Below are 24863 nucleotides of genomic sequence, written 5' to 3' on the forward strand. Positions count from 1 at the left end.
CAGCCGCGCGACCCTCGCCGAATTCAACCTCGACCGCCACTGGCGCAACGCCCGGGTGCACACCCTGCACGATCCGGTGCGCTGGAAGTATCACGCGGTCGGCGCCTACCGCCTCAATGGCACGCTGCCTAATCGCCATTCCTGGATCTGACGACCAGAACACTTTTTGCCAGAGCCCTGGAGAAACACATGACAAGTTCTCACCCCGTCGCGGTCATCACCAGCGATGAACAAGCCCTGATCGTCGCCAGCGACCTTGCCGAAGACTTCAAGCGCGACAGCGCCACACGCGACCGCGAACGCCGTTTGCCACACCCGGAACTGGAGGTGTTTTCCCGCTCGGGCCTGTGGGGCATCAGCGTGCCAAAGGAATACGGCGGCGCCGGTGTTTCCAACGTCACCCTGGCCAAGGTCATCGCCTTGATCGCCCGGGCCGACGGCTCCCTTGGGCAGATCCCACAGAACCATTTCTATGCCCTCGAAGTACTGCGGGTGAACGGCAGCCACGAGCAAAAGCAACGCCTGTACGCCGAGGTTTTGGCCGGTCAGCGCTTCGGCAATGCGTTGGCCGAACTCGGCACTAAAACCGCACACGATCGCGTCACCAGCCTGACTCGCGACGCCAGCGGCTATCGCATCAATGGCCGCAAGTTCTACGCCACGGGCGCGATCTACGCCCAGCGCATTCCCACCTCGGTGGTGGATGAAAACGGCGTGCAGCAACTGGCGTTCGTCCCGCGCGACAGCAAGGGCCTGAGCGTGATCGACGACTGGAGCGGCTTCGGCCAGCGCACCACCGGTAGCGGTTCGGTGGTGTTCGAAGATGTCTACGTCGCCGCCGAAGACGTCATCCCCTTTCAGAGCGCTTTCGAACGCCCGACCCCGGTTGGCCCGCTGGCGCAGATTCTCCATGCCGCCATCGACACCGGCATCGCCCGCGCCGCGTATGAAGATGCGCTGCATTTCGTGCGTACCAAAACCCGGCCGTGGATCGACGCCACCCACGAAAAAGCCACGGACGATCCGCTGACCCTCAAGAGCTTCGGCCACTTGAGCATTCGCCTGCACGCCGCCGAGGCGCTGCTGGAGCGTGCCGGTGAATACCTCGACAAGACCCAGGCCGACACCCATGCCGAGACCGTCGCGGCTGCGTCGATTGCCGTCGCCGAAGCCCGCGCCCTCAGCACCGAAATCTCCCTGGCCGCCGGCAGCACGCTGTTCGAACTGGCCGGCAGCCAGGCAACCCTGATCGAACACGGCCTCGACCGCCACTGGCGCAACGCCCGGGTGCACACCCTGCACGACCCGGTGCGCTGGAAGTATCACGCGGTGGGCAATTACTACCTCAACGATGAAAACCCGCCACTGCGGGGGACCATTTGATGACCGCCGCGAAAAAGAAAATCCTGCTCAACGCGTTCAACATGAATTGCATCGGGCACATCAACCACGGCTTGTGGACGCACCCGCGCGACACGTCCACCCGCTACAACACGATCGAATATTGGACCGAACTGGCGCAGCTTCTGGAGCGCGGGCTGTTCGACGGTCTGTTCATCGCCGACATCGTCGGGGTCTACGACGTCTACCAGAACTCGGTGGACGTGCCGTTGAAAGAGTCGATCCAGCTACCGGTCAACGACCCGCTGTTGCTTGTTTCAGCGATGGCGGCGGTAACGAAAAACCTCGGTTTTGGCCTGACCGCCAACCTCACCTACGAAGCGCCGTATCTGTTCGCCCGCCGCCTGTCGACGCTGGATCACCTGAGCCGTGGGCGAGTCGGCTGGAACATCGTCACCGGCTATCTCGACAGCGCCGCCAAGGCCATGGGCCTGAGCGAACAGGTCGAGCATGACCGCCGCTATGACCAGGCCGACGAGTACCTGGAGGTGCTCTACAAACTCCTGGAAGGCAGTTGGGAAAACGGCGCGGTGCTCAACGATCCGCAGCAACGGATCTACGCGCAGCCGGACAAAGTGCACAAGGTCGAGCACAAGGGCGAGTTCTATCAGGTTGAGGGTTATCACCTGTGTGAACCTTCGCCGCAGCGCACGCCGGTGCTGTTCCAGGCCGGCAGTTCGGATCGCGGTTTGCTGTTCGCCGGGCGACATGCCGAGTGCGTGTTCATCAGCGGCCAGACCAAGGCATCGACCAAGGCTCAGGTGGACAAGGTGCGCGCCAGCGCCGCCTCCGCCGGGCGCAATCCCGAGGACATCAAGGTGTTCATGGGCCTGAACGTGATCGTTGGCGCCACGGAAGAGCTGGCCTGGGCCAAGCACGCCGAATACTTGAGCTACGCCAGTGCCGAAGCCGGCGTGGCGCACTTCTCGGCGTCCACCGGGATCGATTTTTCCCAATATGAAATCGACGAGCCGATTCAGTACGTGAAGAGCAATGCGATCCAGTCCGCCACCAGGCACCTGCAAAACAACGACTGGACGCGACGCAAACTGCTGGAACAACACGCCCTCGGCGGTCGCTACATCACTGTGGTCGGTTCGCCGCAGCAAGTGGCGGATGAGCTGGAGTCGTGGATCGCCGAAACCGGGCTGGATGGCTTCAACCTGACCCGCATCGTCACGCCGGAAAGCTATGTGGATTTCATCGAACTCGTGATCCCCGAGTTGCAGCGGCGGGGCTCGTACAAGACGGCGTACGACGGCGGCACCTTGCGCGAAAAGCTGTTTCAGCGAGAGGCGTTTTTGCCTGAGCAACATACCGGCTCGGCCTTCCGACGCTAAAAGCATCGCGAGCAGGCTCGCTCCTACAGTAGATCTCTGGCGTTCTCAAAACCCCCTGTAGGAGCGAGCCTGCTCGCGATGAGGCCCGAACAGACACCACAAACTTAATGCACTGACTGGATAACTCATCATGAAAAAGAACGACCTCTCCCACCCAGTCAAAGCACTGGCCCTGGCCCTCGGCCTGTTCAGTTCGGTGACCTTCGCAGCCGACGCCCCACTGAAAATCGGCACCACCGCCGCCTTCGCCATTCCCCTTGAAGCGGCCGTCGAAGAAGCTGGCAAACAAGGCCTGAAAGTCGAACTGGTGGAGTTCAGCGACTGGATTGCACCGAACGTCAGCCTGGCTTCAGGCGACATCGACGTGAACTACTTCCAGCACATCCCGTTCCTGGAGAACGCCAAGGCCGCTTCGGGTTTCGACCTGGTACCGTTCGCACCCGGCATCATCAACAACGTCGGCCTCTACTCGAAGAAATACAAAAGCTTTGACGAGCTGCCAGAAGGCGCCAGCGTGGCTATCGCCAACGATCCGATCAACAGCGGTCGTGGCTTGCAGCTGCTGGCCAAGGCCGGTCTGATCACCCTCAAGCCCGGCGTCGGCTACAAGGCCACCGAAGAAGACATCATCGACAACCCGAAGCACATCAAGATCCTCCAGGTCGAAGCCGTGCAACTGGTTCGCGCCTATGACGATGCCGATCTGGTGCAGGGCTACCCGGCCTACATTCGCTTGTCGAAAACCTTCGACGCGGGCTCCGCGCTGCTGTTCGACGGCCTCGATCACAAGGATTACGTGATTCAGTTCGTGATCCAGCCCAAGAGCAAAACCGACCCGCGCCTGATCAGGTTCGTCGACATCTACCAGCACTCACCCGCTGTACGCGCCGCACTGGACAAGGCTCACGGCAAGCTCTATCAAGCCGGTTGGGAAAGCTGAACATGAGCGCCGCCATTCAACGGCGACTGGAGCTTCCAGAGCCTCTACGTGCTGAACAAACCGAGCTGCATCCCGAGCTCAATCGCGCTCATGTGCGCTTCATCAATCTGGGCAAAACCTACAACGGTCAGCAAGGTCCGGTGGCCGCGTTGCACGGCATCGACCTGGCGATCCAGCGCGGCGAAGTGTTCGGCATCATCGGTCGCAGCGGCGCCGGCAAGTCGTCGCTGATCCGCACCATCAATCGCCTGGAACAACCGAGCAGCGGCCGAGTGCTGATCGACCAAGTGGACATCGGCGAGTTCGACGAAGACCGCCTGGTGGCGCTGCGTCGGCGCATCGGCATGATCTTCCAGCACTTCAACCTGATGTCGGCCAAGACCGTTTGGCAGAACGTCGAGCTGCCGCTGAAAGTCGCCGGTGTGCCCAAGGAACAACGCGAACAGAAGGTCCGTGAACTGCTGGAACTGGTGGGCTTGCAGGCCAAACACAAGGCCTACCCGGCGCAGTTGTCCGGCGGGCAGAAACAGCGCGTGGGCATTGCCCGGGCGCTGGTGCATGACCCGCAAATCCTGCTGTGCGACGAAGCCACCTCGGCGCTCGACCCGGAGACCACGCAGTCGATCCTCGGCCTGCTGCGCGAGATCAATCAGCGCCTGGGCCTGACCATCGTTTTGATCACTCATGAGATGGCGGTGATCCGTGAGATCTGTGATCGCGTGGTTGTCCTGGAGCACGGACGTATCGCCGAGCAAGGGCCGGTGTGGGAAGTGTTCGGCAATCCGCAGCACGAGGTCAGCAAGACATTGCTGGCGCCGTTGCAACACGCATTGCCCAAAGAGCTGCAAAGTCGTTTGCAGGCGCAGCCACAGTCCCCGGACACCGCCGTGGTCTTGCGCTTGCAGTTCACCGGCAGCCAACGGGACGAACCGGACCTGGCGGCATTGTTCAGCGCCCTTGGAGGCCGTGTGCGATTGCTGCAAGGCGGCGTGGAGCGGATTCAGGGCCATGCCCTCGGGCAACTGCTGCTGGCGGTGACCGGCTCGACGCTCGGTGCCGAAGAGTTGCGTCAACGCGCCGGTCATTGGGCGCAACAGGTGGAGGTGCTGGGCTATGTGGTTTGATCGCTTGCTGCAGGGTTTCATCGACACGTTCCTGATGGTCGGTGTGTCGTCGTTGATCGCGCTGTTGGCGGGCATTCCGCTGGCGGTGATCCTGGTCACCAGCTCCAGGGGCGGCATCTACGAAGCCCCGGCGCTGAACCGCGCACTGGGTGCGTTCGTGAATTTGTTCCGCTCGATTCCGTTTCTGATTTTGATGGTGGCGCTGATTCCGTTCACTCGGCTCATCGTCGGCACCACCTACGGCGTGTGGGCGGCCGTGGTGCCGTTGACCATCGCTGCTACTCCTTTCTTTGCACGCATTGCCGAAGTCAGCTTGCGCGAGGTCGATCATGGATTGATTGAAGCGGCGCAAGCCATGGGTTGCCGGCGTTGGCACATCGTCTGGCATGTGTTGTTGCCTGAGGCGCTGCCGGGGATTGTTGGCGGGTTCACGATTACCTTGGTGACCATGATCAATTCGTCGGCCATGGCCGGGGCGATTGGCGCCGGTGGACTGGGGGACATTGCCTATCGGTATGGGTATCAGCGCTTTGATAGCCAGATCATGTTGACGGTGATTGTGTTGCTGGTGGCGGTGGTGGCGGTGGTTCAGTTAGGTGGGGACCGGTTGGCGCGGGGGTTGAACAAGCGCTAGCCCTGTAGGAGCGAGCCCGCTCGCGATGGAGGTCAACGATAACGCGGGAAACCAGATTCCCCGTGGCGCCCTCAGGTTTTTCGCGAGCAAGCTCGCTCCTACACGAGTGGCGATCTTGATGATATTTCGTACAGGAAAATCAGCGATTTTGCAGGCTCGTTCCCTTTCTTTTGCAGGACATTTCCTAGATCATTTCGCTCGCTTGCGCCTGCCGAATTCCGTGGCTAGTCTCGGTCCGTCACTGCTCATCAGTGATCGGGTTTAGTCGCCCGGATCCGCGTCGGGCGCACAGCGTCACCTTTTTTCAGGTGTTATTTATTGCCTGAATTTTATGGTGGCTGTGCGCAGGGCACCCTCGTGGTGCGCCGGTTTTGCCTGGCGGCCGGTCGACTAACCTGTGTGCAGCCGCCACCCCCTATTCGTTTAGTCGCGAAATCGGTTGGCTCCAACTTATAGTCAGGAGTTTTACCAATGAAGAAACCCGTTCCCGATCCACCTCCCGAAAGTCCCTCCAACGAAACCGTCACCGACGATTTGCTCAGGGATCGTTCCGCGCTCTACCGAGCCATCGATTTCCACCTCACCGGCAAGCAACCCACACCCCCCGATGAAATGCGCTTCTACAACGTCAGCAAAGACGTGAGTTTTGAAGACACCCAGCTCTATGTCGCCGACCTGCTGCGTTGTGCTTCGGTCACCGCGTATCAGTGTGGCGATCAACTCAAGGGCGCCGAGCGGGCGATGGTGTACTCGATCTGGCATTTGCTGGAGATTGCCAAGGCGATGGTGGATCACTCCATTGAGTGTTTGGGGATGAAAAAGGGCTGAATCTTCTGTTGTCAGTGATATCGCCTTCGCGAGCAGGCTCGCTCCCACAGTTGATCCTCAGCGCACACAAAATTTATGCACGGCGCGAATCAGTGTGTGCGAGCCTGCTCGCGATGGGCTGCGCAGCAGCCCCAGGCCTCATGGCGTATATTCTGTGAATCCAAATTGCCTGCGCAGCCCGACGATGAAACAGACGCCCGACGACCTCGAACAGATCACCTCCACGACCCTCGGCCATTACAATGCGGTCGCCGAAGACTTTCGCGAGGGCACGCGCGATCACGATGTCAGCCAGAATATCGATGCCCTGCTGCGGCACATTCAGGGCGAGGCACCTTTCGACATTCTCGATTTTGGCTGCGGACCGGGTCGTGATCTGCAGACGTTCACCCGTATGGGCCACAAGGCGGTCGGCCTCGACGGTTCGGAAAAATTCGCACAGATGGCCCGTGAGGACAGCGGTTGCGAGGTGTGGCAGCAGGACTTCCTGAAGCTTGATCTGCCGGCCGAGCGTTTCGACGGGATTTTTGCCAACGCGGTGCTGTTTCATGTTCCGCGTCAGGAATTGCCGCGGGTGTTGAAGCAATTGTGGGGAGCGCTGAAACCGGGTGGGGTGTTGTTCAGTTCCAATCCTCGTGGCGAGAATCAGGAAGGCTGGAACGGGCCGCGTTATGGGTCGTACCACGACCTGGTTGCCTGGCAGCATTTGTTGATCGAGGCGGGGTTTGTCGAACTGGAGCATTACTACCGGCCGGCCGGGCTGCCGCGGGAGCAGCAGCCTTGGTTGGCGAGTGTCTGGCGTAAGGCTGTGTAGTCAATTCGGACGCCATCGCGAGCAAGCTCGCTCCCACATTGGATCTCGGCGTTCACATAACCCCTGTGGGAGCGAGCCTGCTCGCGATGAGCGCGAAGCGCTCGCCCTTACTGCGCCTCTTTCTTCGGCTCGCGAATCTTGTACCAGGCCACATACAGCGCCGGTAAAAACAGCAGCGTCAGCAAGGTGGCGATGACGATCCCGCCGATCATGGCGTAGGCCATCGGCCCCCAGAACACTTCCCGGGCAATCGGGATCATCCCCATGCTCGCCGCCGCGGCGGTCAGCAGGATCGGCCGACGTCGATGTTCGGTGGCCTGCACCACCGCATCCCACGGCGCGTAGCCCTTGTGCTCGTACTCTTCGATCTGGGTCACCAGGATCACCGAGTTACGGATGATGATACCAATCAGCGCCAGAATCCCGAGGATCGCCACGAAGCCCATAGGCGTGCCCGTCGGCACCAGCGCGATCACCACGCCGATCAGCCCCAGCGGCGCAACGCTGGCCACCAGGAACAGCTTCTGCACGCTGTGCAGCTGGATCATCAGGAAGGTCGCCATCATGAACAGCATCAGCGGCACCACCTTGGCAATCGGGCCCTGGGCCTTGCCGCTTTCCTCCACCGTACCACCGGTGGCGACCTTGTAGCCCGCCGGCAGTTTGGCTGCGAAAGCGTCGATGGACGGCTTGAGGATTTTCACCAGGTCGGTCGGCTGGATCTCGTCGCGTATTGCCGCCTTGATGGTGATGGTCGGTAGACGATCGCGACGCCACACCAGCGGCTGCTCCAGTTCGTAGCGCACCGTGGCGAACGCCAGCAATGGAATCGACGTACCGCTCGGCGTGACGATCTGCAGGTTCTGCAGGGTTTCCGGTGTACCGCGTTCGGAATCCACCGCGCGACCGACCACGTTGATCAGGTAAATGTCGTCATCGACCTGGGTCACCGTCTGGCCGCTGACAATGCCGTTCATCAGGTTGGCCACATCCTCGGAAGACAGCCCCAGTTGCCGCGCCTTGTCCTGGGCGATATCGATGCGCAGGACTTTGCCCGGCTCGTTCCAGTCGTAGATGATCTCGCCAACGTGCGGGTTCTTGTCCAGCTCAGTGGCCAGGTCGATGGCATGCCGGCGCACCTGGTCGATGTCCTTGCCGCTGACCCGGTACTGGATCGGACGCCCTACCGGCGGGCCCATTTCCAGTGCCTGGACATAACTGCCGATGCCGACGAAGTCGTTGCGCAAGCGCTCGCGAAGCTTCTGCATCATGGCTTCACGGGTATGGCCTTTGCTGACGATCACCAACTGCGCGTAGAAGGGGTTTTGCAGTTGTTGGTCCAGTGGCAGGTAGAAACGGATCGCGCCCTGACCGACGTAGGTGCTCCAGCGCACGATGTCCGGATCGTCCTTGAGCGTGGCTTCGAGACGATCGACGGCCCGGCGGGTTTCGTCGAGCGAGGCGTTTTGCGGCAGGTTCAGGTCCACCAGGATTTCCGGGCGATCCGAAGACGGGAAGAACTGGTTCTGCACGTAGCGCATGCTGAACACCGCCAGCACAAAGCACAGCACGGTGATGCCGATGGCCCACCAGCGATTGCGCATGCACCACAGCAGCCCGCCGTTGAACGCCTTGCCGATGCGCCCGGGTTCGCCTTCATGGGGTTTCACATTGGTACTGAGAATGTGCACGCCGATCACCGGCGCAAACAGAACCGCCACCACCCATGACACCAGCATCGCGCAGGCGATCACCGCAAACAGGGTGTAGGTGTACTCACCGGCGGAGCTGGCATTCAAGCCAATCGGTACGAAGCCCGCCACCGTCACCAGCGTACCGGTGAGCATCGGGAACGCCGTGGAGGTGTAGGCGAAGGTCGCCGCCTGCTCCTTGGTCTCGCCCATTTCCAGGCGCGTGACCATCATTTCCACGGTGATCATCGCATCGTCCACCAGCAGGCCGAGGGCGATGATCAGTGCACCGAGGGAAATCCGCTGCATGGTGATGCCGCTGTATTCCATGAACACGAACACCATCGCCAGCACCAACGGGATCGAGCACGCCACCACCAGCCCGGCGCGCACGCCAAGGCTGACGAAACTGACCAGCAGCACGATCACCACCGCCTCGAACAGCGCGCTGGTAAAACCGCCGACGGCCTCTTCCACCACTACGGCCTGGTCGGAAACGTTGTAAATGCCGACACCCACCGGCAGGTCGGCGGTCAACTGGTCGATACGGGCGTGCAAGGCCTTGCCGAACGCCTGGACGTTGCCACCCTTCTGCATGGCGATCGCCAGGCCGATGGCCTGTTTGCCGTTATAGCGGAATTCCGGCGAGGCCGGATCGACATAGCCGCGGCTGATTTCGGCAATGTCGGCCAGACGATAGTAGCGGTCGTTGAGCTTGAGGTTGACCTCGGCCAGGTCTTTCTCCGAAGCGAACTTCCCTGAAGTGCGCACCGAAATCCGCTCCGGCCCGGCCTCGATGACACCTGCCGGGGTCACGGCGTTCTGAGATTGCAGGCTCTGCACCACTTGACGCTCATCGATGCCCAGCGCTGCGAGTTTGCGCGTGGAGAAGTTCAGGTACAGCACTTCGTCCTGCTGGCCGACCATTTCGATCTTGCCCAGCCCCGGCACGCCGCGAATTTCCATGCGCGCCTGTTCCACGTAGTCGCGCAACTGACGCAGGGTCAAACCGTCGGCGGTGAAAGCGTAGATCGAGCCGAAGACGTCACCGAATTCGTCGTTGAACGACGGCCCCTGTATGCCCTGCGGGAACTGGTATTTGATGTCGTTGATCTTCTTGCGCACCTGGTACCAGATTTCCGGAATGTCCTTGGCACTGGTGGTGTCGCGCAGGTACACATACACCGTGGACTCACCGGGGCGCGTGTAGCTTTTCACATAGTCGAGGGAGTCGAGTTCTTCGAGCTTTTTCTCGATCCGGTCGGTGATCTGCTTGAGGGTTTCCTCCTGGGTCGCCCCCGGCCATTTACTCTGGATCACCATGGTCTTGATGGTGAACGAAGGGTCTTCTTCGCGCCCCAGGTTGAAGTACGAGAACACACCCATCAGCAATGCGACGAACATCAGATACCAGATGAACGACTGATGCTTGAGGGCCCATTCCGAGAGGTTGAAAGGCCCTTTCATTGACTGTCCTCGTCGATTTTCACTTGTTGCCCCGGCTTGAGGCTGTTCACACCGGCACTGACCACCCGTTCGCCGTTCTTCACGCCGCCGGCCAGCACCACGGTGCTGTCGGTACGGCTGATCACGGTGATTTCACGGGGAGAAACGGTTTTACTCTGTGCATCGATCACCCAGATCCGTGGCTTGCCATCGACCTCCTGTAGCGCGGTGACAGGCAACTCGATGCGCGGCTTGATCGCCGAGCTCAGGGTGACGCTGATGGCCGTCCCCAGACGAAAGCCCTCTGGCGTTTCGGCCAGGGTCAGGCGGGCACGACGGGTGCGTGTGGCGCTTTGAGCCTGAGGCTCGATTTCGCGGATGATGGCGGTGGTGTTGATGCTCGGATCCAGCTGCGCAGCGACCAGAAACACCACATCGCTGGGCAGTTGATCGACCAGGGTATCGGGCAGGTCGATCACCGCTTCCTTGATATCCGGTTGCGCCAGGGTCACCACTTGCTGACCGGCCGACACCACTTGCCCGGCCTCGGCACTCCACTGGGTGACCACGGCTTTATGGTCGGCGCGCAGCTCGGTGTAGCCCAGTTGGTCCTTGCTCTGGTTGACGGCTGCGCGAGCCTGATCGAGGGAGGCCTGGGTGGTTTTCAGGTCCGTGTTAGCCTCGTCGAGTTGCGCTTGGGCGCCGACCCCTCGGTCAAACAAGGCTTGCTGGCGTTGGGCCGTGGCCTTGGCGTTGATCAGTTGCGCCTGGATTTTCGCCAGATCGCCCTGGGCCGAGCGCAATTGGTTCTGTTGATCCGAAGGATCGAGGGTGGCGAGCAATGTGCCCTTCTGCACCTCGGTGCCGACATCGACGTTACGGCTGGCGATTCGCCCGCCCACGCGGAACCCGGTATCGGTTTCATAGCGCGCCTGGATACTGCCGGCGAAGCGGCCCAGGTCCTCTTCGCTCAAGGCCTGAACCTTGATCGACAGCACCGGCCGTACCGGCGCCGGCGGTGGCTCGCTTTTGGAACAGGCGCTCAGCACCAGCCCGATGGACAACGCCCATAAAGGCTTCATGGCTTGGCTCCCCACGTCAGATCCTTGTAAGTGTTTTCGGCAATTTCGACTTCCATGTCCGGGTGCAAGAGTTGTCCGCCTGCGATGATGACTTTGTCCCCGTCCTTCAATCCGTCGCTGATGATGACCTTGCCGGTCAGGTAGCGACTGACCGTGACCGAATGCAATTGGGCCTTGCCCTTGTCGTCGACAATCCACACAGCTGGCTCACTGATGTTCTTGGTCAGTGCCGACCACGGCAACTCGATGACCGACTTGCCCGATCCCCTGGCCGTGGCACTCACCACCGAGCCCAATTGCATGCCGTCGGGCAGTTTGTCGAGACCGACCTTGACCTGCACGGTTCCCGATTGCGCCGACACCGAGGGGGTGACTTCGCGCACGGTGCCGGTGGTCTTGATCGCCGGGTTGTCGAGCAGGCTGAGGACGATGGTTTGATCTTTCGGCTTCTCGGCCAGCAGTGATTCATAGACGTTGAACACCGCATCCCGGTCGCCGTCACGGGCCAGGCTGAATACCGGCATGGTCGCCTGCACCACTTGGCCGACTTCCGCCTGGCGCTCGGTAATGATCCCCGGGGCGTCGGCGATCAGCGCCGTATAGCTCAATTGATCCTTGGCATTGGCCAACTGCGCCTGAGCGGCGCTCAAGGCACTTTGGCTGCTGTGCAAGGCGGCCTGGGCCGAGTCGTATTCGCTCTGGCTGGTGTAGCCCTTGGGCAGCAATTTTTGCTGACGCACGAACGCCGCTGCACTCTGCGTCACCCGCGCCTGTTCGGCGATGACCTGCGCCTGGGCCGAATCGACATTGGTCTGCAAATCCTTGGGGTCGAGCCGGGCCAGCACTTGCCTGGCGGTCACTCGATCACCGACATCAACCGAACGCTGGATGATCTTGCCACCCACACGAAAAGACAGCTCCGTCTGTATCCGTGCCTGGATATCACCGGTGAGGGTAACCGAGGCCGCGTAATCCGCCGGCTTGACGACTTGCACGAACACCCGTGGCAGGTATTCCTGCACGGGCTTTTTCTCGTCGCAAGCCGTCAGCAGGGTGACGACACTCAAGGCCATTACTACTTTCAATCCGGGAACCACCATGCAAACTCCTTGGCCTTTTCATGTACAACACGACAGAGAGCTTAGAACAGGATCTAAACCTTGCACGAGCGTCTTATGAAGAAAAAGTTCGCATCCTTTTAGCCCTCAAACACTTGCCATAGACGCCTGTGCATGTCTGACAATGACCTCCGGTCGATCACTCCTCAGGAATCCACATGCTCACGACCCTCGCGGTGGCCAATTACCGCTCGATCAACAAACTGGTGATCCCGCTGGGCCGGTTGAATCTGATCACCGGCCCCAACGGCAGCGGCAAGTCCAACCTGTACCGTGCGCTGCGCCTGCTGGCGGAAACCGCCCAGGGCGGCGTGGTCAATGCCCTGGCCCGTGAAGGAGGTCTGGATTCGACCTTCTGGGCCGGGCCGGAAACCCTCTCCCGGCGCATGCGTAATGGTGAAGTTCAGGTTGAAGGCAGCGTCCGTCAATCGCCCATGCGTTTGCGCCTGGGCTTTTCCGGTGAAGACTTCAGCTACGCGATCGCACTGGGACTGCCGATGCCGCAGCCGGATCACATCACGTACTTTTCGCTGGACCCCGAGATCAAACGAGAATGTATCTGGGCCGGAGCCGTGTACCGTCCTGCCAGCCTGCTGGTGGATCGCAATGGCCCGATGGTCCGTGCGCGGGACGGTCGCCAGTGGGAAGTGCTGGCCCAACACACGCCGGATTTCGACAGCCTGTTTGATCAGGTCGGCAGCTTTCGCACCACGCCGGAAGTCATGCAACTGCGTGAATTTATTCGTCGCTGGCGTTTCTACGATCACTTTCGCAGTGACGCCGACGCACCGGTTCGCCAGCCGCAACTCGGTACCCGCACGCCCGTATTGCACCATGACGGTCGTGACCTGGCGGCGGCCTTGCAGACGATCATCGAAATTGGCGACCCCGAGGCCTTGCGGGCGGCGATCAGCGACGCCTTCCCCGGCGCGCGACTGAACATCGAACCTCTGCCCGGCGGGCGCTTCGCCATCGAATTTTTTCAGGAAGGTTTGTTGCGGCCGCTGTCGGCCGCCGAGTTGTCGGACGGAACCTTGCGTTACCTGCTGCTGGTCGCGGCGCTGCTGACGCCACGGCCGCCGACACTGATGGTGCTGAACGAGCCGGAAACCAGCCTGCACCCGGACCTGCTTCCGGCGCTGGCGCGCTTGATCATCCGCGTTTCAGAGCAGTGTCAGGTGTGGGTGGTTTCCCATGCCAGGCGCTTGATTTCTGCATTGCAGGAAGACCCGGAGTGCAATTGCATCGTGCTGGAGAAGAATCTCGGGCAAACCGGGATTGTCGGGCAGCGGATTCTGGATGAGCCGGCGTGGTATTGGCCAGATTAAGCAGTGCCTGATTTGCCGGGGCAATGGAAGACGTCTATTTTCCCTTGCGCCGTAGGAAGGATCTTTTTTTCGAAACACCGCTCCAAGGACGAACCACTTTTGGCCAGACTCCCGGCCAAACCTCACAAGGACGAGAACATGGCAGACATACAACCGCCGCAACGGCTTCATCCGCAGGACATTCTGAAGCTCTTGATGGCGTTGCGCAGGGCCTTGAAGGCCAAGCCAGCCTGAGCAATCCATCGCAAAAAAAGACGCCGACGCTAAATCAGCCGTCGGCGCGGGAAATCTTGAGGGGGTTTGCTTCGCGAATCAGAACGCCGGCAGTACCGCGCCGCTGTACTTTTTCTCGATGAATGCTTTCACTTCCGGGCTGGTCAAGGCCTTGGCCAGTTTCTGGATGGCAACGCTGTCCTTGTTGTCCGGACGGGCCACCAGGTAGTTCACATAAGGCGAATCGGCACCTTCAATGATCAACGCGTCTTTCGCCGGGTTCAGGCCCGCTTCCAGCGCGTAGTTGGTGTTGATCATGTCCAGGTCAACCTGATCCAGCACACGCGGCAACATGGCCGATTCGAGTTCCTTGAACTTGAAGTTGTGCGGGTTCTTGGCAATGTCTTTCGGGGTCGACACGGCATTTTTCGGGTCTTTCAACTCGATCAGGCCAGCCTTCTGCAGCAGGATCAGGGCACGGCCGCTGTTGCTGCCTTCGTTCGGGATGGCAATGGTCGCGCCGTCTTTCAACTCAGCCAGGGTTTTGACTTTCTTCGAGTAGCCACCGAAGGGTTCAACGTGAACACCGATCACGGTTTCCAGGTGAGTGCCTTTGCCTTCGTTGAAGCTCTTGAGGTACGGCAGGGTCTGGAAGTAGTTGGCGTCCAGACGCTTCTGGTCGACCTGCACGTTCGGCTGAACGTAGTCGGTGAAAACCTTGATTTCCAGGTCCACGCCTTCTTTGGCGAGGGTTGGCTTGATCAGCTCGAGAATCTCGGCGTGTGGCACCGGGGTCGCGGCAACCACCAGTTTCTCGCCAGCCTGGGCCAGGCCCGTGGTCAGGGCAGCCGCCAGTGCGGTGAACAACAGAACCTTTTTCATGCAGTGTCCTTATCGAAAATCACAGTCGCTTGTGGCGACGGCTTGAATATGAGAGTGCCAGTGAAGTGCTATCGCTGGCGTGAAGCGGACAATACCGGGATTTTTTATTCCCGAACAATAACGTTTATTCAGCTTCATATTCCATTTTGTTCATACAGCTGTGGGAGCGAGCCTGCTCGCGATGGTCGCAAGGGCAACGCGTACATTCAGTGCGCCGCGTCATCGTTGACGTCCATCGCGAGCAGGCTCGCTCCTACAGGAGTCCCGCGTCGGCTATCAATCGCTTCAAAGCCGCTTTTTCATCGGCCGAACCATTGCCGATAATCTGCTTGAGCTGCTGTTCAAGCTGTCCCAAGCCTGTATCCGGCAAATTCAAATGTTCCGGCAAAATCTCGTCGCCCGTACTCACCAGCAGCGCAAAGTGAATGATGTTTTCCAGCTCCCGGGTATTGCCCGGCCAACTGTGGCGCTCCAGCACAAGCTGCGCCGCTTCGCTGATCAGTGGCACTGGCAGGCCGAGACGCTGGCTGTAGATCCCGAGGAAGTATTCGGCCAGCGACAGGATGTCCCCCGTGCGTTCGCGCAGTGCCGGCAGTTCGAGCTGGCCTTCGCTGAGGTAGTGATAGAGCCGTTCATGGAATTTTCCGGCGGCAACCGCCTGGGCCAGATCGATGCTGGTGGCCGCCACCAGCCGTACATCCACCGGGCTCGGCTGATGGGCACCGACGCGGGTGACTTCGTGGTTTTCCAGCGCAGCGAGCAGTTTGGTCTGGATCGGCAGCGGCAGGTCGCCGATTTCGTCCAGGTACAGCGTGCCGCCGTTGGCCGAACCGAACCACCCGGCACGACTGCTCGCCGAGCCGCTGTAGCTGCCCGCCGCATAGCCGAACAACTCGGCGTCGGCGTAGGTCGGGCTGATGGCGCCGCAGTTGACCGACACGAACAACCCGCCGCGATCACTGGCGCGGTGGATATGGCGGGCCAGCAATTCCTTGCCGGTGCCGGTTTCGCCACGGATAAGCACTGACACTGAACGCGTGGCCAGTTGCTCAAGGTCTTCACGTAATTGCCGTGAACGTGGATCGACAAACACCAGCGCCTTGGCGCGGATGCTCAGGGGACTTTTTTCCGCATCGGGAAAGGTCAGCAGCGGCTGGCCGAAGGTTTCAAAGCTCATGGCAGACTCCCGCCCAAAACCGCCGGGAGACGGGGGCGTTAAATAAGGAAAGTGTTCAAGCGCGACGCAGGGCGTGGTGTTCCATGCGGTTTTGCAATCGATAGAGATAGGCAAAACCCTGCTCCCAACGCTGGTGACCGGACTTCACGTTGATATGCCCCGCACCCGCCAGAATCCCCGCCTCGGCGCCCCACTGACGCGCCAGCTCCAGAGCTCGCGGTGCACTGACGGCGCTGTCGTTGTCGGAGCTGACAACCTGGCTGGGGAACGGCAGCAGATCCGTCGGGATCGGCGCGAAATTGCGCAAGGCCGGCGCGCAGGCCGGGCGTTCGACATCGGCTGGCGCGACGAGCAAGGCGCCGCGCACTTGACGCAAAAACTGCACGGGAGCGCTCGCGGCCCAATGGGCGACGGTGATGCAACCCAGGCTGTGGGCAATGAGAATCACCGGCGTGCTGTCGGCGGCAATCGCCTCGGCCAGCGCCGCGACCCAGTCTTCACGACGCGGCGTCAACCAGTCGGCCTGTTCCACCCGTGCGCTGTTCGGCAGGCTGTTCTGCCAGTGGCTTTGCCAATGATCTTCTGGCGATCCTTGCCAGCCCGGCACAATCAGGTAGCGAATTGATTCGTTGCGCATGGGGGAGCTCTCCTGCTGCGTGTCTGTTCCCGGTCGAGTATAGGGAGAGGATTTATATTCGTTAAGGAATAAGAAGCTATTTATTAAGATCTATATCGAATATTAAACATATGACCTGTGGGAGCGAGCTTGCTCGCGATGGCGGTGGATCAGCCACCTTTGATGTTGAATTTGAAGACGCCATCGCGAGCAGGCTCGCTCCCACAGGGGTTGCGGTGTTGTGAAAATCGAGGCAAAAAAAGGGCCGCACCCTGCCAAGGAGACGGCCCCGGAAAACGAAAATCTCTTAACGCGCGGTAATTACCGACAGTTTGGTAATCCCTGCCCGCTCAATCGACGCCATGGCCCGGGCCACTTCGCCGTAATTCACCCCATCGTCCGCCTGCAACTGCACACGCACCTCTGGGTCCTTGGCCTTCGCCGACTTGAGGTTGAACTCCAGCAAGTCCGGTTGTATTTCGTCCTTGTTGATAAACAGCTTGCCGGCACCGTCGATGCTCACCACCAACGGGTCTTTCTGCTTCACCGGCGCCACCGCCTCGGTCTTGGGCAGGTTGATCGCAATGGCGTTGGTCAGCAGCGGTGCGGTGACGATGAACACCACCAGCAACACCAGCATCACATCCACCAGCGGCGTCACGTTGATCTCGCTGAGCACCTCATCGGTGTCTTGCGTGGAGAAGGCCATGTCAGGACGCCTCCTTCACTTTCTGCACATTGCCCTGGGCTGCCGCCTTGTGCGCCGTCGGGTGGATCAGTACACGGAACGAACTCTTCTGCGCCAGGCTGTAGAAGTCGTGGGCGAAGTCATCCAGGTCCGCCGCCGTCAGTTTCAAACGACGCAAAAAATAGTTGTAAACCAGCACCGCCGGCACCGCGACGGCGATCCCCACGCCGGTGGCGACCAGTGCCGCGCCAATCGGCCCGGCGACCGTTTCAAGGCTTGCCGAGCCCGCCGCGCTGATGCCTTTCAACGCTTCCATGATTCCCCACACCGTGCCGAACAAACCAATGAATGGCGAGGTGCTGCCAATGCTCGCCAGTACCGCCAACCCGGTTTCCAGCGACCGACGCTCACGCACGATCTGCTGACGCAAGGCACGCTCCAGACGATCCTGATGATTGATCGCCTGGCTCAAGTCCGCCGCCTGCGGCGCCTCGCCCACCTGGATTGCCGCATAACCAGCCTGTGCAACCCGGGCTGCCGCGCCGGGCCGGGTTTCGCTCAGCTCGGCTGCCGAGTCGAGGCTCGACGCGGCCCAGAACTGCTGATGAAACCTTCGATCCTGTGCCTTGAGGCGAACGAACTGCACGCCCTTGAGCAATGCCAGACCCCAGGTCGCGACGGAAAAAACCACCAGCAGCCAGATCACCGCGCTTTCGATGGATTCAAGTGGAGATGCCAGTAACGTCATGGTGTATTCCTCGTGTAAACGTTTCGCGCGAATTTGGTTTCGGTTTAATGAATCTTGAAATCGATGGGCACGCTGACCCAGCCATCCTGGGCGACATCACCTCGCCTGGCCGGCACGAAACTCCAGCGTTTCACCGCGTTCAGCGCGGCTTCGTCGAGTGCATCGCGACCGCTGCTTTTCTGGAGCTGGATCTCGCCGGGCTTGCCGCTGGCCAGCACATGTACGCGCAACAACACCGTGCCTTCCCAGCCGCGACGCTGGGCCAGCGAGGGGTATTGCGGTGCCGGGTTTTTCAAGTAACCGGCGGTGGCCGAGGCTGGTGTCACAGGTGCGGGCGCCGGCGGTGCAGGTGGTGCCGGGGCGGCGACAGGCGCTGTCGGTTTCGCTGGCGCGGGTGGTTGTTCAACGGCTTTTGGTGCCGGTTTCGGCAGCGGTTTAGCCACGGGCTTCGGCTTCGGCTTCGGAACTGGTTTAGGTGGCGCAGGTTTTACTGCCAACTCGTCTTCCACGGGCGGTGGCGGCTCAACCACTGGCTGCACCAGTTGCGGAGGCGGAGGCTCGACCACTGGTGGCGCCGGACGCGAGAACTCGATGGTCATCGGCGGAATCTGCGGCGGCACCATGGGCAGCACGGTGGTCGGTTGCTGATTGACCCAATAGATCACCGCGCCATGCACCAGCAACGCCAGCACGCCGAGCAGGACCGTTTCCCTTCGGCTCAAAATGCCCTTGGGCGAACGCTGCAAACGCAACTGGCCCAATGGCACCCGGTGCGGTCGGCCGAGGTCGACCAACTCACCACCGGGCGCCTGGCGCCACAGCACTTCATGTGCACCGGCGGCGATCTGGACATTGCCCATTGTTTAACTCCCTGCGGTCTCTTTGTGGATTACCGGAACGTCGTTCTGAACATCCCCCGACGGCGCCCTGGTAGAGCAATCATTGGCTTGAACACTTAGTTCTGAAAGTAATGTTTAAATTTATGTTTAGACCATAAGAGAATATATAAAACCATCAATCCACCGCCTGAGCCCGCCGTTCAAGGGCTCCGGCGTAGTGGAAAAAAACCGATGCCTTGCCCGCATTGAAAGTATTCATCCAAGGCATGGTTTTTCGCCGTCAGAAGTCATATCGACCGGTCACGCCCAGCGTCCGCGGTGTGCCGAGCAGGCCTTCATAACCACCATTGGCGGCCGTCCACAGCGTCGTGTAATAGGTTTTGTCGAAGGCGTTTTTCAGCCACAACGAAACGTCCCACTGCCCTTGGTTGAAGTCGCCGCGAAGGCCGGTGGAGAGGTTGACCACCGCATAACTCGGGATCTGCCCGAAGTCGGAATCTTCCACCGTGCCCACCGCTTTGGAGCGGAACGCATAGCTGGCGGTGACGTACTCTTCAAAGCCGTTGTTCAGGTTCCATTTGTATTCGCCGTTGGCGTTGCCGATCCATTTCGAAGCACCCACCACTTGATGGCCGCTGAGGTCGCAGGATGCTGGAGCGCCTGGCGCCAGGCTGACTTCCGGCGGGCACGGCGCGTCCTTGTACGAGAGGTAGCTGACGTCGTTGTACGAGCCGTTGATGTTCAACGTCAGGCCACGCAGCGGGATCAGGGTGCTTTCGAACTCCACGCCACGGGAGCGCACGGAGCCGGCGTTGGTCAGGTATTGCACGCGATTGACGTCGTCGAAGGCGTTGGTCTGGTAGCCGTTGACCTGGGTCCAGAACAGGTTGGCGTTGAGTTGCAGGCGGCGGTCCCACAGGGTGCTCTTGAAACCGAGTTCCGCGTTATTGGCGCGCTCGGTGCCGATCAGCAGCGAATCGGCACCGGCCACCGGCGCCGTGCCGACGGCCAGATTGACCCCGCCGGATTTTTCGCCATGGGACAACGTGGCGTAAGTGAGCAGGTCGTCGGTGAGGCGGTAACTGAGGTTCAGCAAGCCCGAGGGACTGGAGCTGTACTGATTCAATTCGCCGGAATCGAAGACGCCGGCGCGAGCACGTCGTGCCGCAGCCGCCGCACCGCTGACCGCTGCACCACCCACCGGTGCATCACGGGTCACCCTGGCGTTTTTCTCTTCATAGGTGCCGCGCAGGCCGGCGGTGAAATCCAGGCGTTCGGTCAGGTGCCAGGTGCCTTGGGCGAACAGCGCAAAGCTGTTGGTTTCGATATGACCGTTGCCAACACTATCGATGTTGTTCAAAGCGCCGTTAGGCGTGCCGTTCCAGATGTCCGCTTGCGGGCCGTAAAAGGCGAAGGATGTGTTGTCCAGATCGGAACCGAAGTAATAGGCGCCGAGCACGTAATCGAAGAATCCACCGGTAGGCGACGCCAGGCGAAACTCCTGTGAATACTGCTTATCCTCCACCGAAACCCCAGCATTGAAGAAGGTGGAAACGTCCAGACCATCATCGTTGCGCGGGGTGAAATTCCACCAGCGATAAGAGCTGATAGAGGTCAGTGTGAAGTCGCTTGGCAGTGTCCAGTTGGCCTCGACCGACGTGCCGCCCTGATGCACGGTGACGTGCTGGTCGTTGTTCAGGTTGACCTTGCGGTGCGTGCCGTCGACCAGTGTCGCGCCCGCCGCATTGGCCCGGCGCTGGTAAAGATTGGTGCCATTGATGGTTGGCCCGGTGTTGAACAACACACGAGTGCCGGCGCTGGAATCTTCTTCGTTGTAGTCGCCGATCCAGCGCAGGCTGAATGACTCGTTGGGCTTGAACAGCAACTGGCCACGGAAGCCATCGCGCGAGCCGCCGTTTAACTCGTGGCCGTCGAACTCGTTCTTGATGTCACCGTCGCTGCGGGTGCGATACGCAGAAAAGCGTCCGGCCAGTTCGTCATTCAGCGGGCCGGAAATCGTGCCCTTGGTCTGGAAGTATCCGTCTTCGCCCACCGAAGATTCGATGCTGCGCTCAGGGGTAAAGGTCGGCGCGCGGGTGCTGATATTGATCACGCCAGCGGTGGTGTTCTTGCCGAACAAGGTGCCTTGCGGACCGCGCAGCACTTCGAGCTGCTCGATGTCCATCAGGTCGAATACGGCCATGCCGGGGCGGCCGAGGTAAACGTTGTCGATGTACAGGCCGACACTGCCTTCCAGGCCATCGCTGGCCGGGTTGTTGCCCAGGCCACGGATCGACACACTGGACTGACGCGCATGCATGTAGGCGACGTTGACACTGGGTACCAGCTGCTGCAGATCCTGGATGCGATAGACCCGCTGGGTTTCCAGGGTCTGGCCGCTGACCACGCTCATCGGCGTCGGCACATCCTGCGAACTTTCTTCGCGGCGGCGAGTGGTAACCGTCACGGTTTCCAGTTGCGCGCTGTCGGCCGTGGCGGTTTTAGTGGGTGTGGTTTGCGGGGTAGCGCTTTCTGCCGCATAGCCTTGGGTCCAACTGGCGCTGCCTGCCAGCAACAAGGCCAGGGGCAGGCGTTTGAGCCGTTGGGGTGAAGAGGTTGAAGCGACGTGCAACGGACTCATAAGGCGGGGTTCCCGATCAAAAGAATTCTGAATTGCTTGATTGGCCGCCATCGCCAGCAGGCTGGCTCCCACATTGGTTTTGTGTACGCCACAAATCCCCTGTGGGAGCGAGCCTGCTCGCGATAGCGTCAGGTCAGACGCCGTCGATATCCGGCCCTTTCACCGTCTGGCTGACCTGCCCGTTCACACCCACCGCCACCTCGCCCTTGAGCGTTACCCGGCGCACGATGCGGTCCTGGGTCCCGTAGTCATCCACCGCGTAATGCTGGGTGGAGCGGTTGTCCCAGATCGCCACATCGCCAGCCTTCCAGCGCCAGCGCACGATGTTTTCCTGGCGGATCACATGGCTTTGCAGCAAGCCGAACAGGTGCGCCGAATCGGCCTGGGAATAGCCCTTGATGCGTTTGACGAAATGCCCCAGCAACAGGCTCTTCTCACCGCTGACCGGGTGCACGCGGACCACCGGGTGTTCGGTCTCGTAGACGGTCGAGGTGAAGATCTTGCGATAGCGCTCCAGCTTCTCGGCAGAGACGTCAGGCCGGGCGCCGGCGTAGTCGTATTCGTTGCTGTGCACGGCGACCAGTTTGTCGGCCAGCTCACGCAGCTCCACCGACAACCCTTCATAGGCAGTGGCGGTGTTGGCCCACAGGGTGTCGCCACCGAAAGCCGGCGCAACCACCGAGCGCAGGATCGAGGCTTTGGGGTAGGCCTCGACGAAGGTCACGTCGGTGTGCCAGGAGCTGGCTCGCTGGCCTTCGGCACCGTCCAGTTCCAGCAGAAAACGCGTGCCTTCGCGCACTGGTACGGTCGGGTGTGCCACCGGCTCGCCGAGCAGGTGGGCGAACGCCTCCTGGCGCTGATCGTCGAGCTGGGTCTGCTCGCGGAAGAAGATCACTTTGTATTGCAGCAGTGCCTGTTGAATGGCTTCAACAGTGGCGGCATCCAGTTCGCCAGAAAGGTGTACGCCACGAATCTCGGCGCCGATGCGGCCGGCCACCGGATGGACTTCAAGCGCGTGAACAGCGGGTTGTACGGCGAAAGCGGCATTGCTCATGGGTAGACCCTCATCAGACTGCTTACGGTTGAACCGGCCGCGAAACACTGCTCTATCTATATTCTATTTAGATCTAATAGATATTAGAATGCTTCGTTGACGGAATAAGAGGTTGCATTTAAAACCTCAGTCAACCCTCGTCGCAAATGCCTTCGAGCTATTTTTAGGATGCCGGAAAAGCATATGGATCTTCGTCAGTTGCGTTACTTCATCGCCCTCGACGAGCACCGCAGTTTCGTGCGCGCGGCCGAGGCCATGGGCATTACCCAGCCTGCCTTCAGCCGCAGCATTCAGGGGCTCGAACACGAGTTCGGCTGCGTGTTGGTGGACCGTGGCAACAAGGACTTGCGCCCCACCCCCGAAGGTCTGGTGGTGCTGCAACATGCCCGCAGCCTGGTACAAGGCGCGGCCCTCTTGAATGCCGAAGTGACGCAGATGACCAAGCTCGATGCCGGTGAACTGCGCTTCGGTTGCGGCCCGGCACCGGCGGTGAAACTGGTGCCGGATGCGGTGGCGCAATTCATCAATGCGCACCCGAAAGTGCGCACCTGTTTCGAGGTGGATAACTGGGAAAAACTCAGCCGCGCCCTGAGCCGTGAGGAGATCGAATTTTTCATCGCCGACATCCGCCATTTCGAGTCTGACCCGAACTTTCAGACCCAGGCCCTGACGCCCAAGCGCGGTGTGTTTTTCTGCCGACCCGGGCACCCGCTGCTGGCCAAGGAGAGCCTGTCGACCAACGACATGTTCGATTACCCACTGGCGACTACGATGATTCCGCCGGGCATTCGCAAACTGCTGGCGAACCTCAGTGGGCGAGTGGATTTTTCACCGACCATCGAGACAGAGCATTTCCCGGCGCTGGTGAAAGTGGTGCTGCAATCGAATGCGATTGGCGTGGGGACTGAAGAAGCGTTTGTTGAAGACATTGCCCAGGGTTCCCTGGCACTACTGCACTGGCGCAATCTGCCGCAGAACATCGAGAGCATGAATGCGCGGTGCGGGATCGTCAGTCGCACCGGGTTCCGCTTGTCGCCGGCGGCGCGGGCGATGATCGAGACGTTGGTGGCGGTGGACAGGCAGCAGATCAGCGTCGCGGTTTGATGGCCCCATCGCGAGCAGGCTCGCTCCCACATTGGATTTGAGTCGTACACAAACTGTGTGTCCGACAGAGATCCCCTGTGGGAGCGAGCCTGCTCGCGATGGGGCCAGTAAGACCGCCAGAAATTTCAGAGCTTCGCCGCAGCCAACTCCGGCGCCACCCAATCGCTGACCTTGAACGACTTGCGGATCAGCTTCTGCTGCGAAGCCAAATCCACCGCATCCTGCAACTTGCCAAGGAACACTGGATCAAGCGTCGAGGGGAAAACCTCGCTCAGCTTCTGATCCTTCAGATCCTGCGTGAGGATCACCGCCGGATAACTCGCCAGCCCCGACACCAACTGAATGTAAGCGTCCTTGTTGCTGTCCTGGGTCAGCCACTCCACGGCCTGCTGTTGGGCCTTGAGCAGTTTCGCCACCGCTTCCGGATGCGCATCGACAAACTTCCCGGTCCCTATCAGCACCGCCTGCACACTGCCGGCGCCGCCCAGATCCTTGGTATTGAGCGGCAACTCGGCCAGCCCCTTGGCTTGCAACGCCGTCAGCCCGGAACCGCCCCACGACGCATCGATCTGCTTCGCCGCCAGCGCCGCGACCGCCGCGTTGAAGTCCAGGTTGATGACTTTCACGTCCTTCTCGCTCAAGCCCTGACTGGCCAGCGCCGCATCGAAGGACAGCTGGCTGGCGGTGCCACGGAAGATCGCCACGCGTTTGCCCTTTAGGTCCTGCAGGGTCTTGATCCCCGAACCCGGCACTACGCCGAGGTAATGCTTTACCCCGCGCGCCGAGGCACTGAGCAGTCGCGTATCCAGACCATTGGACTTGCCGATGATGGCCGCCAGATCGCCGAGGTAGGCCAGGTCCACCTGACCGTTGGCGAACGCCTCGTTAATCACGGGGCCTGCGCCCTTGAAGAAGCTCCACTGAATCTTGATGCCTTGATCGGCGAAAGCCTTTTCGAAGATCTGTTGATCACGCAGCACATCCACCACACCGCCGCCGCTGTGCTGGGTACCGGCACTCAGGTCCGGCACCGCGATGCGGATTTCCTTGAGTTCGCTAGCGTTGACCGTGAAAGCCAGCAGCCCCGCCAGGGCCGGTGCGGCGAACAAACTGATGACACGTTTGAAGGGAAGTTTCATGGGTGCGGCTCCTTGG

The 24863-nt window shown here is 60.6% G+C and carries 21 protein-coding genes and 1 pseudogene; 10 read left to right on the forward strand and 12 right to left on the reverse strand.

What is annotated here, in order from left to right; translation table 11 throughout:
* The 8 genes and pseudogenes from BSF44_RS20035 to BSF44_RS20075 form a co-directional block, all read left to right on the forward strand.
* Positions 1–151, forward strand: a pseudogene (locus BSF44_RS20035) (SfnB family sulfur acquisition oxidoreductase); the annotation flags it as partial.
* A gap of 38 nt (positions 152–189) precedes the next feature.
* A complete protein-coding gene (locus tag BSF44_RS20040) occupies positions 190–1383 on the forward strand; it encodes an SfnB family sulfur acquisition oxidoreductase (protein WP_095944976.1) in 1194 nt (397 codons plus the stop codon).
* A complete protein-coding gene (locus BSF44_RS20045) occupies positions 1383–2741 on the forward strand; it encodes an LLM class flavin-dependent oxidoreductase (RefSeq protein ID WP_095944977.1) in 1359 nt (452 codons plus the stop codon). Before BSF44_RS20040 ends, BSF44_RS20045 begins: the two co-directional genes overlap by 1 nt.
* A 130-nt stretch (positions 2742–2871) precedes the next feature.
* Entirely contained in the window at positions 2872–3681 is an 810-nt protein-coding gene (locus tag BSF44_RS20050; protein ID WP_095944978.1) for a MetQ/NlpA family ABC transporter substrate-binding protein, read from the forward strand.
* A gap of 2 nt (positions 3682–3683) precedes the next feature.
* Entirely contained in the window at positions 3684–4805 is a 1122-nt protein-coding gene (locus BSF44_RS20055) for a methionine ABC transporter ATP-binding protein (RefSeq protein ID WP_095944979.1), read from the forward strand.
* On the forward strand, positions 4795–5439 hold the full coding sequence (locus tag BSF44_RS20060) for a methionine ABC transporter permease (protein ID WP_095944980.1): 645 nt from the start codon (positions 4795–4797) through the stop codon (positions 5437–5439). The genes BSF44_RS20055 and BSF44_RS20060 overlap by 11 nt, the downstream gene beginning before the upstream one ends.
* A gap of 471 nt (positions 5440–5910) precedes the next feature.
* Entirely contained in the window at positions 5911–6267 is a 357-nt protein-coding gene (locus BSF44_RS20070) for a DUF6124 family protein (protein ID WP_095944982.1), read from the forward strand.
* A 184-nt stretch (positions 6268–6451) separates the two neighbouring features.
* Entirely contained in the window at positions 6452–7081 is a 630-nt protein-coding gene (locus BSF44_RS20075) for a bifunctional 2-polyprenyl-6-hydroxyphenol methylase/3-demethylubiquinol 3-O-methyltransferase UbiG (RefSeq protein ID WP_095944983.1), read from the forward strand.
* Positions 7082–7188: 107 nt separating this feature from the next.
* On the opposite strand, the gene BSF44_RS20080 is transcribed toward BSF44_RS20075, so the two are convergent.
* Genes BSF44_RS20080 through BSF44_RS20090 form a run of 3 tightly spaced genes read right to left on the reverse strand, consistent with a single transcriptional unit; the run spans position 7189 to position 12400 of the window.
* Positions 7189–10239 carry an efflux RND transporter permease subunit gene (locus tag BSF44_RS20080; protein ID WP_095944984.1) on the reverse strand — a complete coding sequence of 1017 codons (3051 nt, stop codon included), beginning with the start codon at positions 10237–10239 and terminating at the stop codon, positions 7189–7191.
* Positions 10236–11300, reverse strand: coding sequence for an efflux RND transporter periplasmic adaptor subunit (locus BSF44_RS20085; protein WP_095944985.1), 1065 nt, complete (start codon positions 11298–11300; stop codon positions 10236–10238). Before BSF44_RS20085 ends, BSF44_RS20080 begins: the two co-directional genes overlap by 4 nt.
* Entirely contained in the window at positions 11297–12400 is a 1104-nt protein-coding gene (locus tag BSF44_RS20090; protein WP_095944986.1) for an efflux RND transporter periplasmic adaptor subunit, read from the reverse strand. The genes BSF44_RS20085 and BSF44_RS20090 overlap by 4 nt, the downstream gene beginning before the upstream one ends.
* A gap of 176 nt (positions 12401–12576) precedes the next feature.
* Here BSF44_RS20090 and BSF44_RS20095 point away from each other — a divergent pair, with 176 nt between their 5' ends.
* Entirely contained in the window at positions 12577–13746 is a 1170-nt protein-coding gene (locus BSF44_RS20095) for an AAA family ATPase (RefSeq protein WP_095944987.1), read from the forward strand.
* Between the two features lie 312 nt (positions 13747–14058).
* On the opposite strand, the gene BSF44_RS20100 is transcribed toward BSF44_RS20095, so the two are convergent.
* From BSF44_RS20100 to BSF44_RS20135, 8 genes are all read right to left on the reverse strand, one after another.
* Positions 14059–14841: a MetQ/NlpA family ABC transporter substrate-binding protein gene (locus BSF44_RS20100; RefSeq protein ID WP_008045406.1), complete on the reverse strand. Its 783-nt coding sequence runs from the start codon at positions 14839–14841 to the stop codon at positions 14059–14061.
* 253 nt (positions 14842–15094) lie between these two features.
* Positions 15095–16018 (reverse strand): sigma 54-interacting transcriptional regulator, encoded by a 924-nt coding sequence (locus BSF44_RS20105; RefSeq protein ID WP_095944988.1) that lies wholly within the window; start codon positions 16016–16018, stop codon positions 15095–15097.
* 55 nt (positions 16019–16073) lie between these two features.
* On the reverse strand, positions 16074–16655 hold the full coding sequence (locus BSF44_RS20110) for an alpha/beta hydrolase (RefSeq protein ID WP_095944989.1): 582 nt from the start codon (positions 16653–16655) through the stop codon (positions 16074–16076).
* Positions 16656–16941: 286 nt separating this feature from the next.
* The gene (locus BSF44_RS20115) at positions 16942–17343 is read right to left on the reverse strand and encodes a biopolymer transporter ExbD (protein WP_095944990.1); all 402 of its coding nucleotides are present in this window, start codon (positions 17341–17343) and stop codon (positions 16942–16944) included.
* A gap of 1 nt (position 17344) precedes the next feature.
* Positions 17345–18070, reverse strand: a complete 726-nt coding sequence (locus tag BSF44_RS20120) for a MotA/TolQ/ExbB proton channel family protein (RefSeq protein WP_095944991.1) — start codon at positions 18068–18070, stop codon at positions 17345–17347.
* Between the two features lie 44 nt (positions 18071–18114).
* Complete coding sequence (locus BSF44_RS20125) at positions 18115–18930, reverse strand: energy transducer TonB (RefSeq protein ID WP_095944992.1); 816 nt, start codon at positions 18928–18930, stop codon at positions 18115–18117.
* Positions 18931–19189: 259 nt separating this feature from the next.
* Complete coding sequence (locus BSF44_RS20130) at positions 19190–21550, reverse strand: TonB-dependent receptor (RefSeq protein ID WP_095944993.1); 2361 nt, start codon at positions 21548–21550, stop codon at positions 19190–19192.
* Positions 21551–21683: 133 nt separating this feature from the next.
* The gene (locus BSF44_RS20135) at positions 21684–22604 is read right to left on the reverse strand and encodes a TauD/TfdA family dioxygenase (RefSeq protein WP_095944994.1); all 921 of its coding nucleotides are present in this window, start codon (positions 22602–22604) and stop codon (positions 21684–21686) included.
* Between the two features lie 183 nt (positions 22605–22787).
* Between BSF44_RS20135 and BSF44_RS20140 the strand changes: the two genes are divergently transcribed.
* Positions 22788–23708 carry a LysR family transcriptional regulator gene (locus BSF44_RS20140; protein WP_095944995.1) on the forward strand — a complete coding sequence of 307 codons (921 nt, stop codon included), beginning with the start codon at positions 22788–22790 and terminating at the stop codon, positions 23706–23708.
* A 125-nt stretch (positions 23709–23833) separates the two neighbouring features.
* On the opposite strand, the gene BSF44_RS20145 is transcribed toward BSF44_RS20140, so the two are convergent.
* Positions 23834–24847 (reverse strand): ABC transporter substrate-binding protein, encoded by a 1014-nt coding sequence (locus BSF44_RS20145; RefSeq protein ID WP_095944996.1) that lies wholly within the window; start codon positions 24845–24847, stop codon positions 23834–23836.
* Positions 24848–24863: the final 16 nt, after the last annotated feature.

This window comes from Pseudomonas sp. ACN8, from assembly GCF_002303925.1.
In the GTDB taxonomy this organism is placed as follows: domain Bacteria; phylum Pseudomonadota; class Gammaproteobacteria; order Pseudomonadales; family Pseudomonadaceae; genus Aquipseudomonas.

Bases quoted from the DNA above. Each gene is read 5' to 3' on its own strand.
- BSF44_RS20040 (WP_095944976.1), top strand. From the start codon at position 190: ATGACAAGTTCTCACCCCGTCGCGGTCATCACCAGCGATGAACAAGCC.
- BSF44_RS20045 (WP_095944977.1), top strand. From the start codon at position 1,383: ATGACCGCCGCGAAAAAGAAAATCCTGCTCAACGCGTTCAACATGAAT.
- BSF44_RS20050 (WP_095944978.1), top strand. From the start codon at position 2,872: ATGAAAAAGAACGACCTCTCCCACCCAGTCAAAGCACTGGCCCTGGCC.
- BSF44_RS20055 (WP_095944979.1), top strand. From the start codon at position 3,684: ATGAGCGCCGCCATTCAACGGCGACTGGAGCTTCCAGAGCCTCTACGT.
- BSF44_RS20060 (WP_095944980.1), top strand. From the start codon at position 4,795: ATGTGGTTTGATCGCTTGCTGCAGGGTTTCATCGACACGTTCCTGATG.
- BSF44_RS20070 (WP_095944982.1), top strand. From the start codon at position 5,911: ATGAAGAAACCCGTTCCCGATCCACCTCCCGAAAGTCCCTCCAACGAA.
- BSF44_RS20075 (WP_095944983.1), top strand. From the start codon at position 6,452: ATGAAACAGACGCCCGACGACCTCGAACAGATCACCTCCACGACCCTC.
- BSF44_RS20080 (WP_095944984.1), bottom strand. From the start codon at position 10,239: ATGAAAGGGCCTTTCAACCTCTCGGAATGGGCCCTCAAGCATCAGTCG.
- BSF44_RS20085 (WP_095944985.1), bottom strand. From the start codon at position 11,300: ATGAAGCCTTTATGGGCGTTGTCCATCGGGCTGGTGCTGAGCGCCTGT.
- BSF44_RS20090 (WP_095944986.1), bottom strand. From the start codon at position 12,400: ATGGTGGTTCCCGGATTGAAAGTAGTAATGGCCTTGAGTGTCGTCACC.
- BSF44_RS20095 (WP_095944987.1), top strand. From the start codon at position 12,577: ATGCTCACGACCCTCGCGGTGGCCAATTACCGCTCGATCAACAAACTG.
- BSF44_RS20100 (WP_008045406.1), bottom strand. From the start codon at position 14,841: ATGAAAAAGGTTCTGTTGTTCACCGCACTGGCGGCTGCCCTGACCACG.
- BSF44_RS20105 (WP_095944988.1), bottom strand. From the start codon at position 16,018: ATGAGCTTTGAAACCTTCGGCCAGCCGCTGCTGACCTTTCCCGATGCG.
- BSF44_RS20110 (WP_095944989.1), bottom strand. From the start codon at position 16,655: ATGCGCAACGAATCAATTCGCTACCTGATTGTGCCGGGCTGGCAAGGA.
- BSF44_RS20115 (WP_095944990.1), bottom strand. From the start codon at position 17,343: ATGGCCTTCTCCACGCAAGACACCGATGAGGTGCTCAGCGAGATCAAC.
- BSF44_RS20120 (WP_095944991.1), bottom strand. From the start codon at position 18,070: ATGACGTTACTGGCATCTCCACTTGAATCCATCGAAAGCGCGGTGATC.
- BSF44_RS20125 (WP_095944992.1), bottom strand. From the start codon at position 18,930: ATGGGCAATGTCCAGATCGCCGCCGGTGCACATGAAGTGCTGTGGCGC.
- BSF44_RS20130 (WP_095944993.1), bottom strand. From the start codon at position 21,550: ATGAGTCCGTTGCACGTCGCTTCAACCTCTTCACCCCAACGGCTCAAA.
- BSF44_RS20135 (WP_095944994.1), bottom strand. From the start codon at position 22,604: ATGAGCAATGCCGCTTTCGCCGTACAACCCGCTGTTCACGCGCTTGAA.
- BSF44_RS20140 (WP_095944995.1), top strand. From the start codon at position 22,788: ATGGATCTTCGTCAGTTGCGTTACTTCATCGCCCTCGACGAGCACCGC.
- BSF44_RS20145 (WP_095944996.1), bottom strand. From the start codon at position 24,847: ATGAAACTTCCCTTCAAACGTGTCATCAGTTTGTTCGCCGCACCGGCC.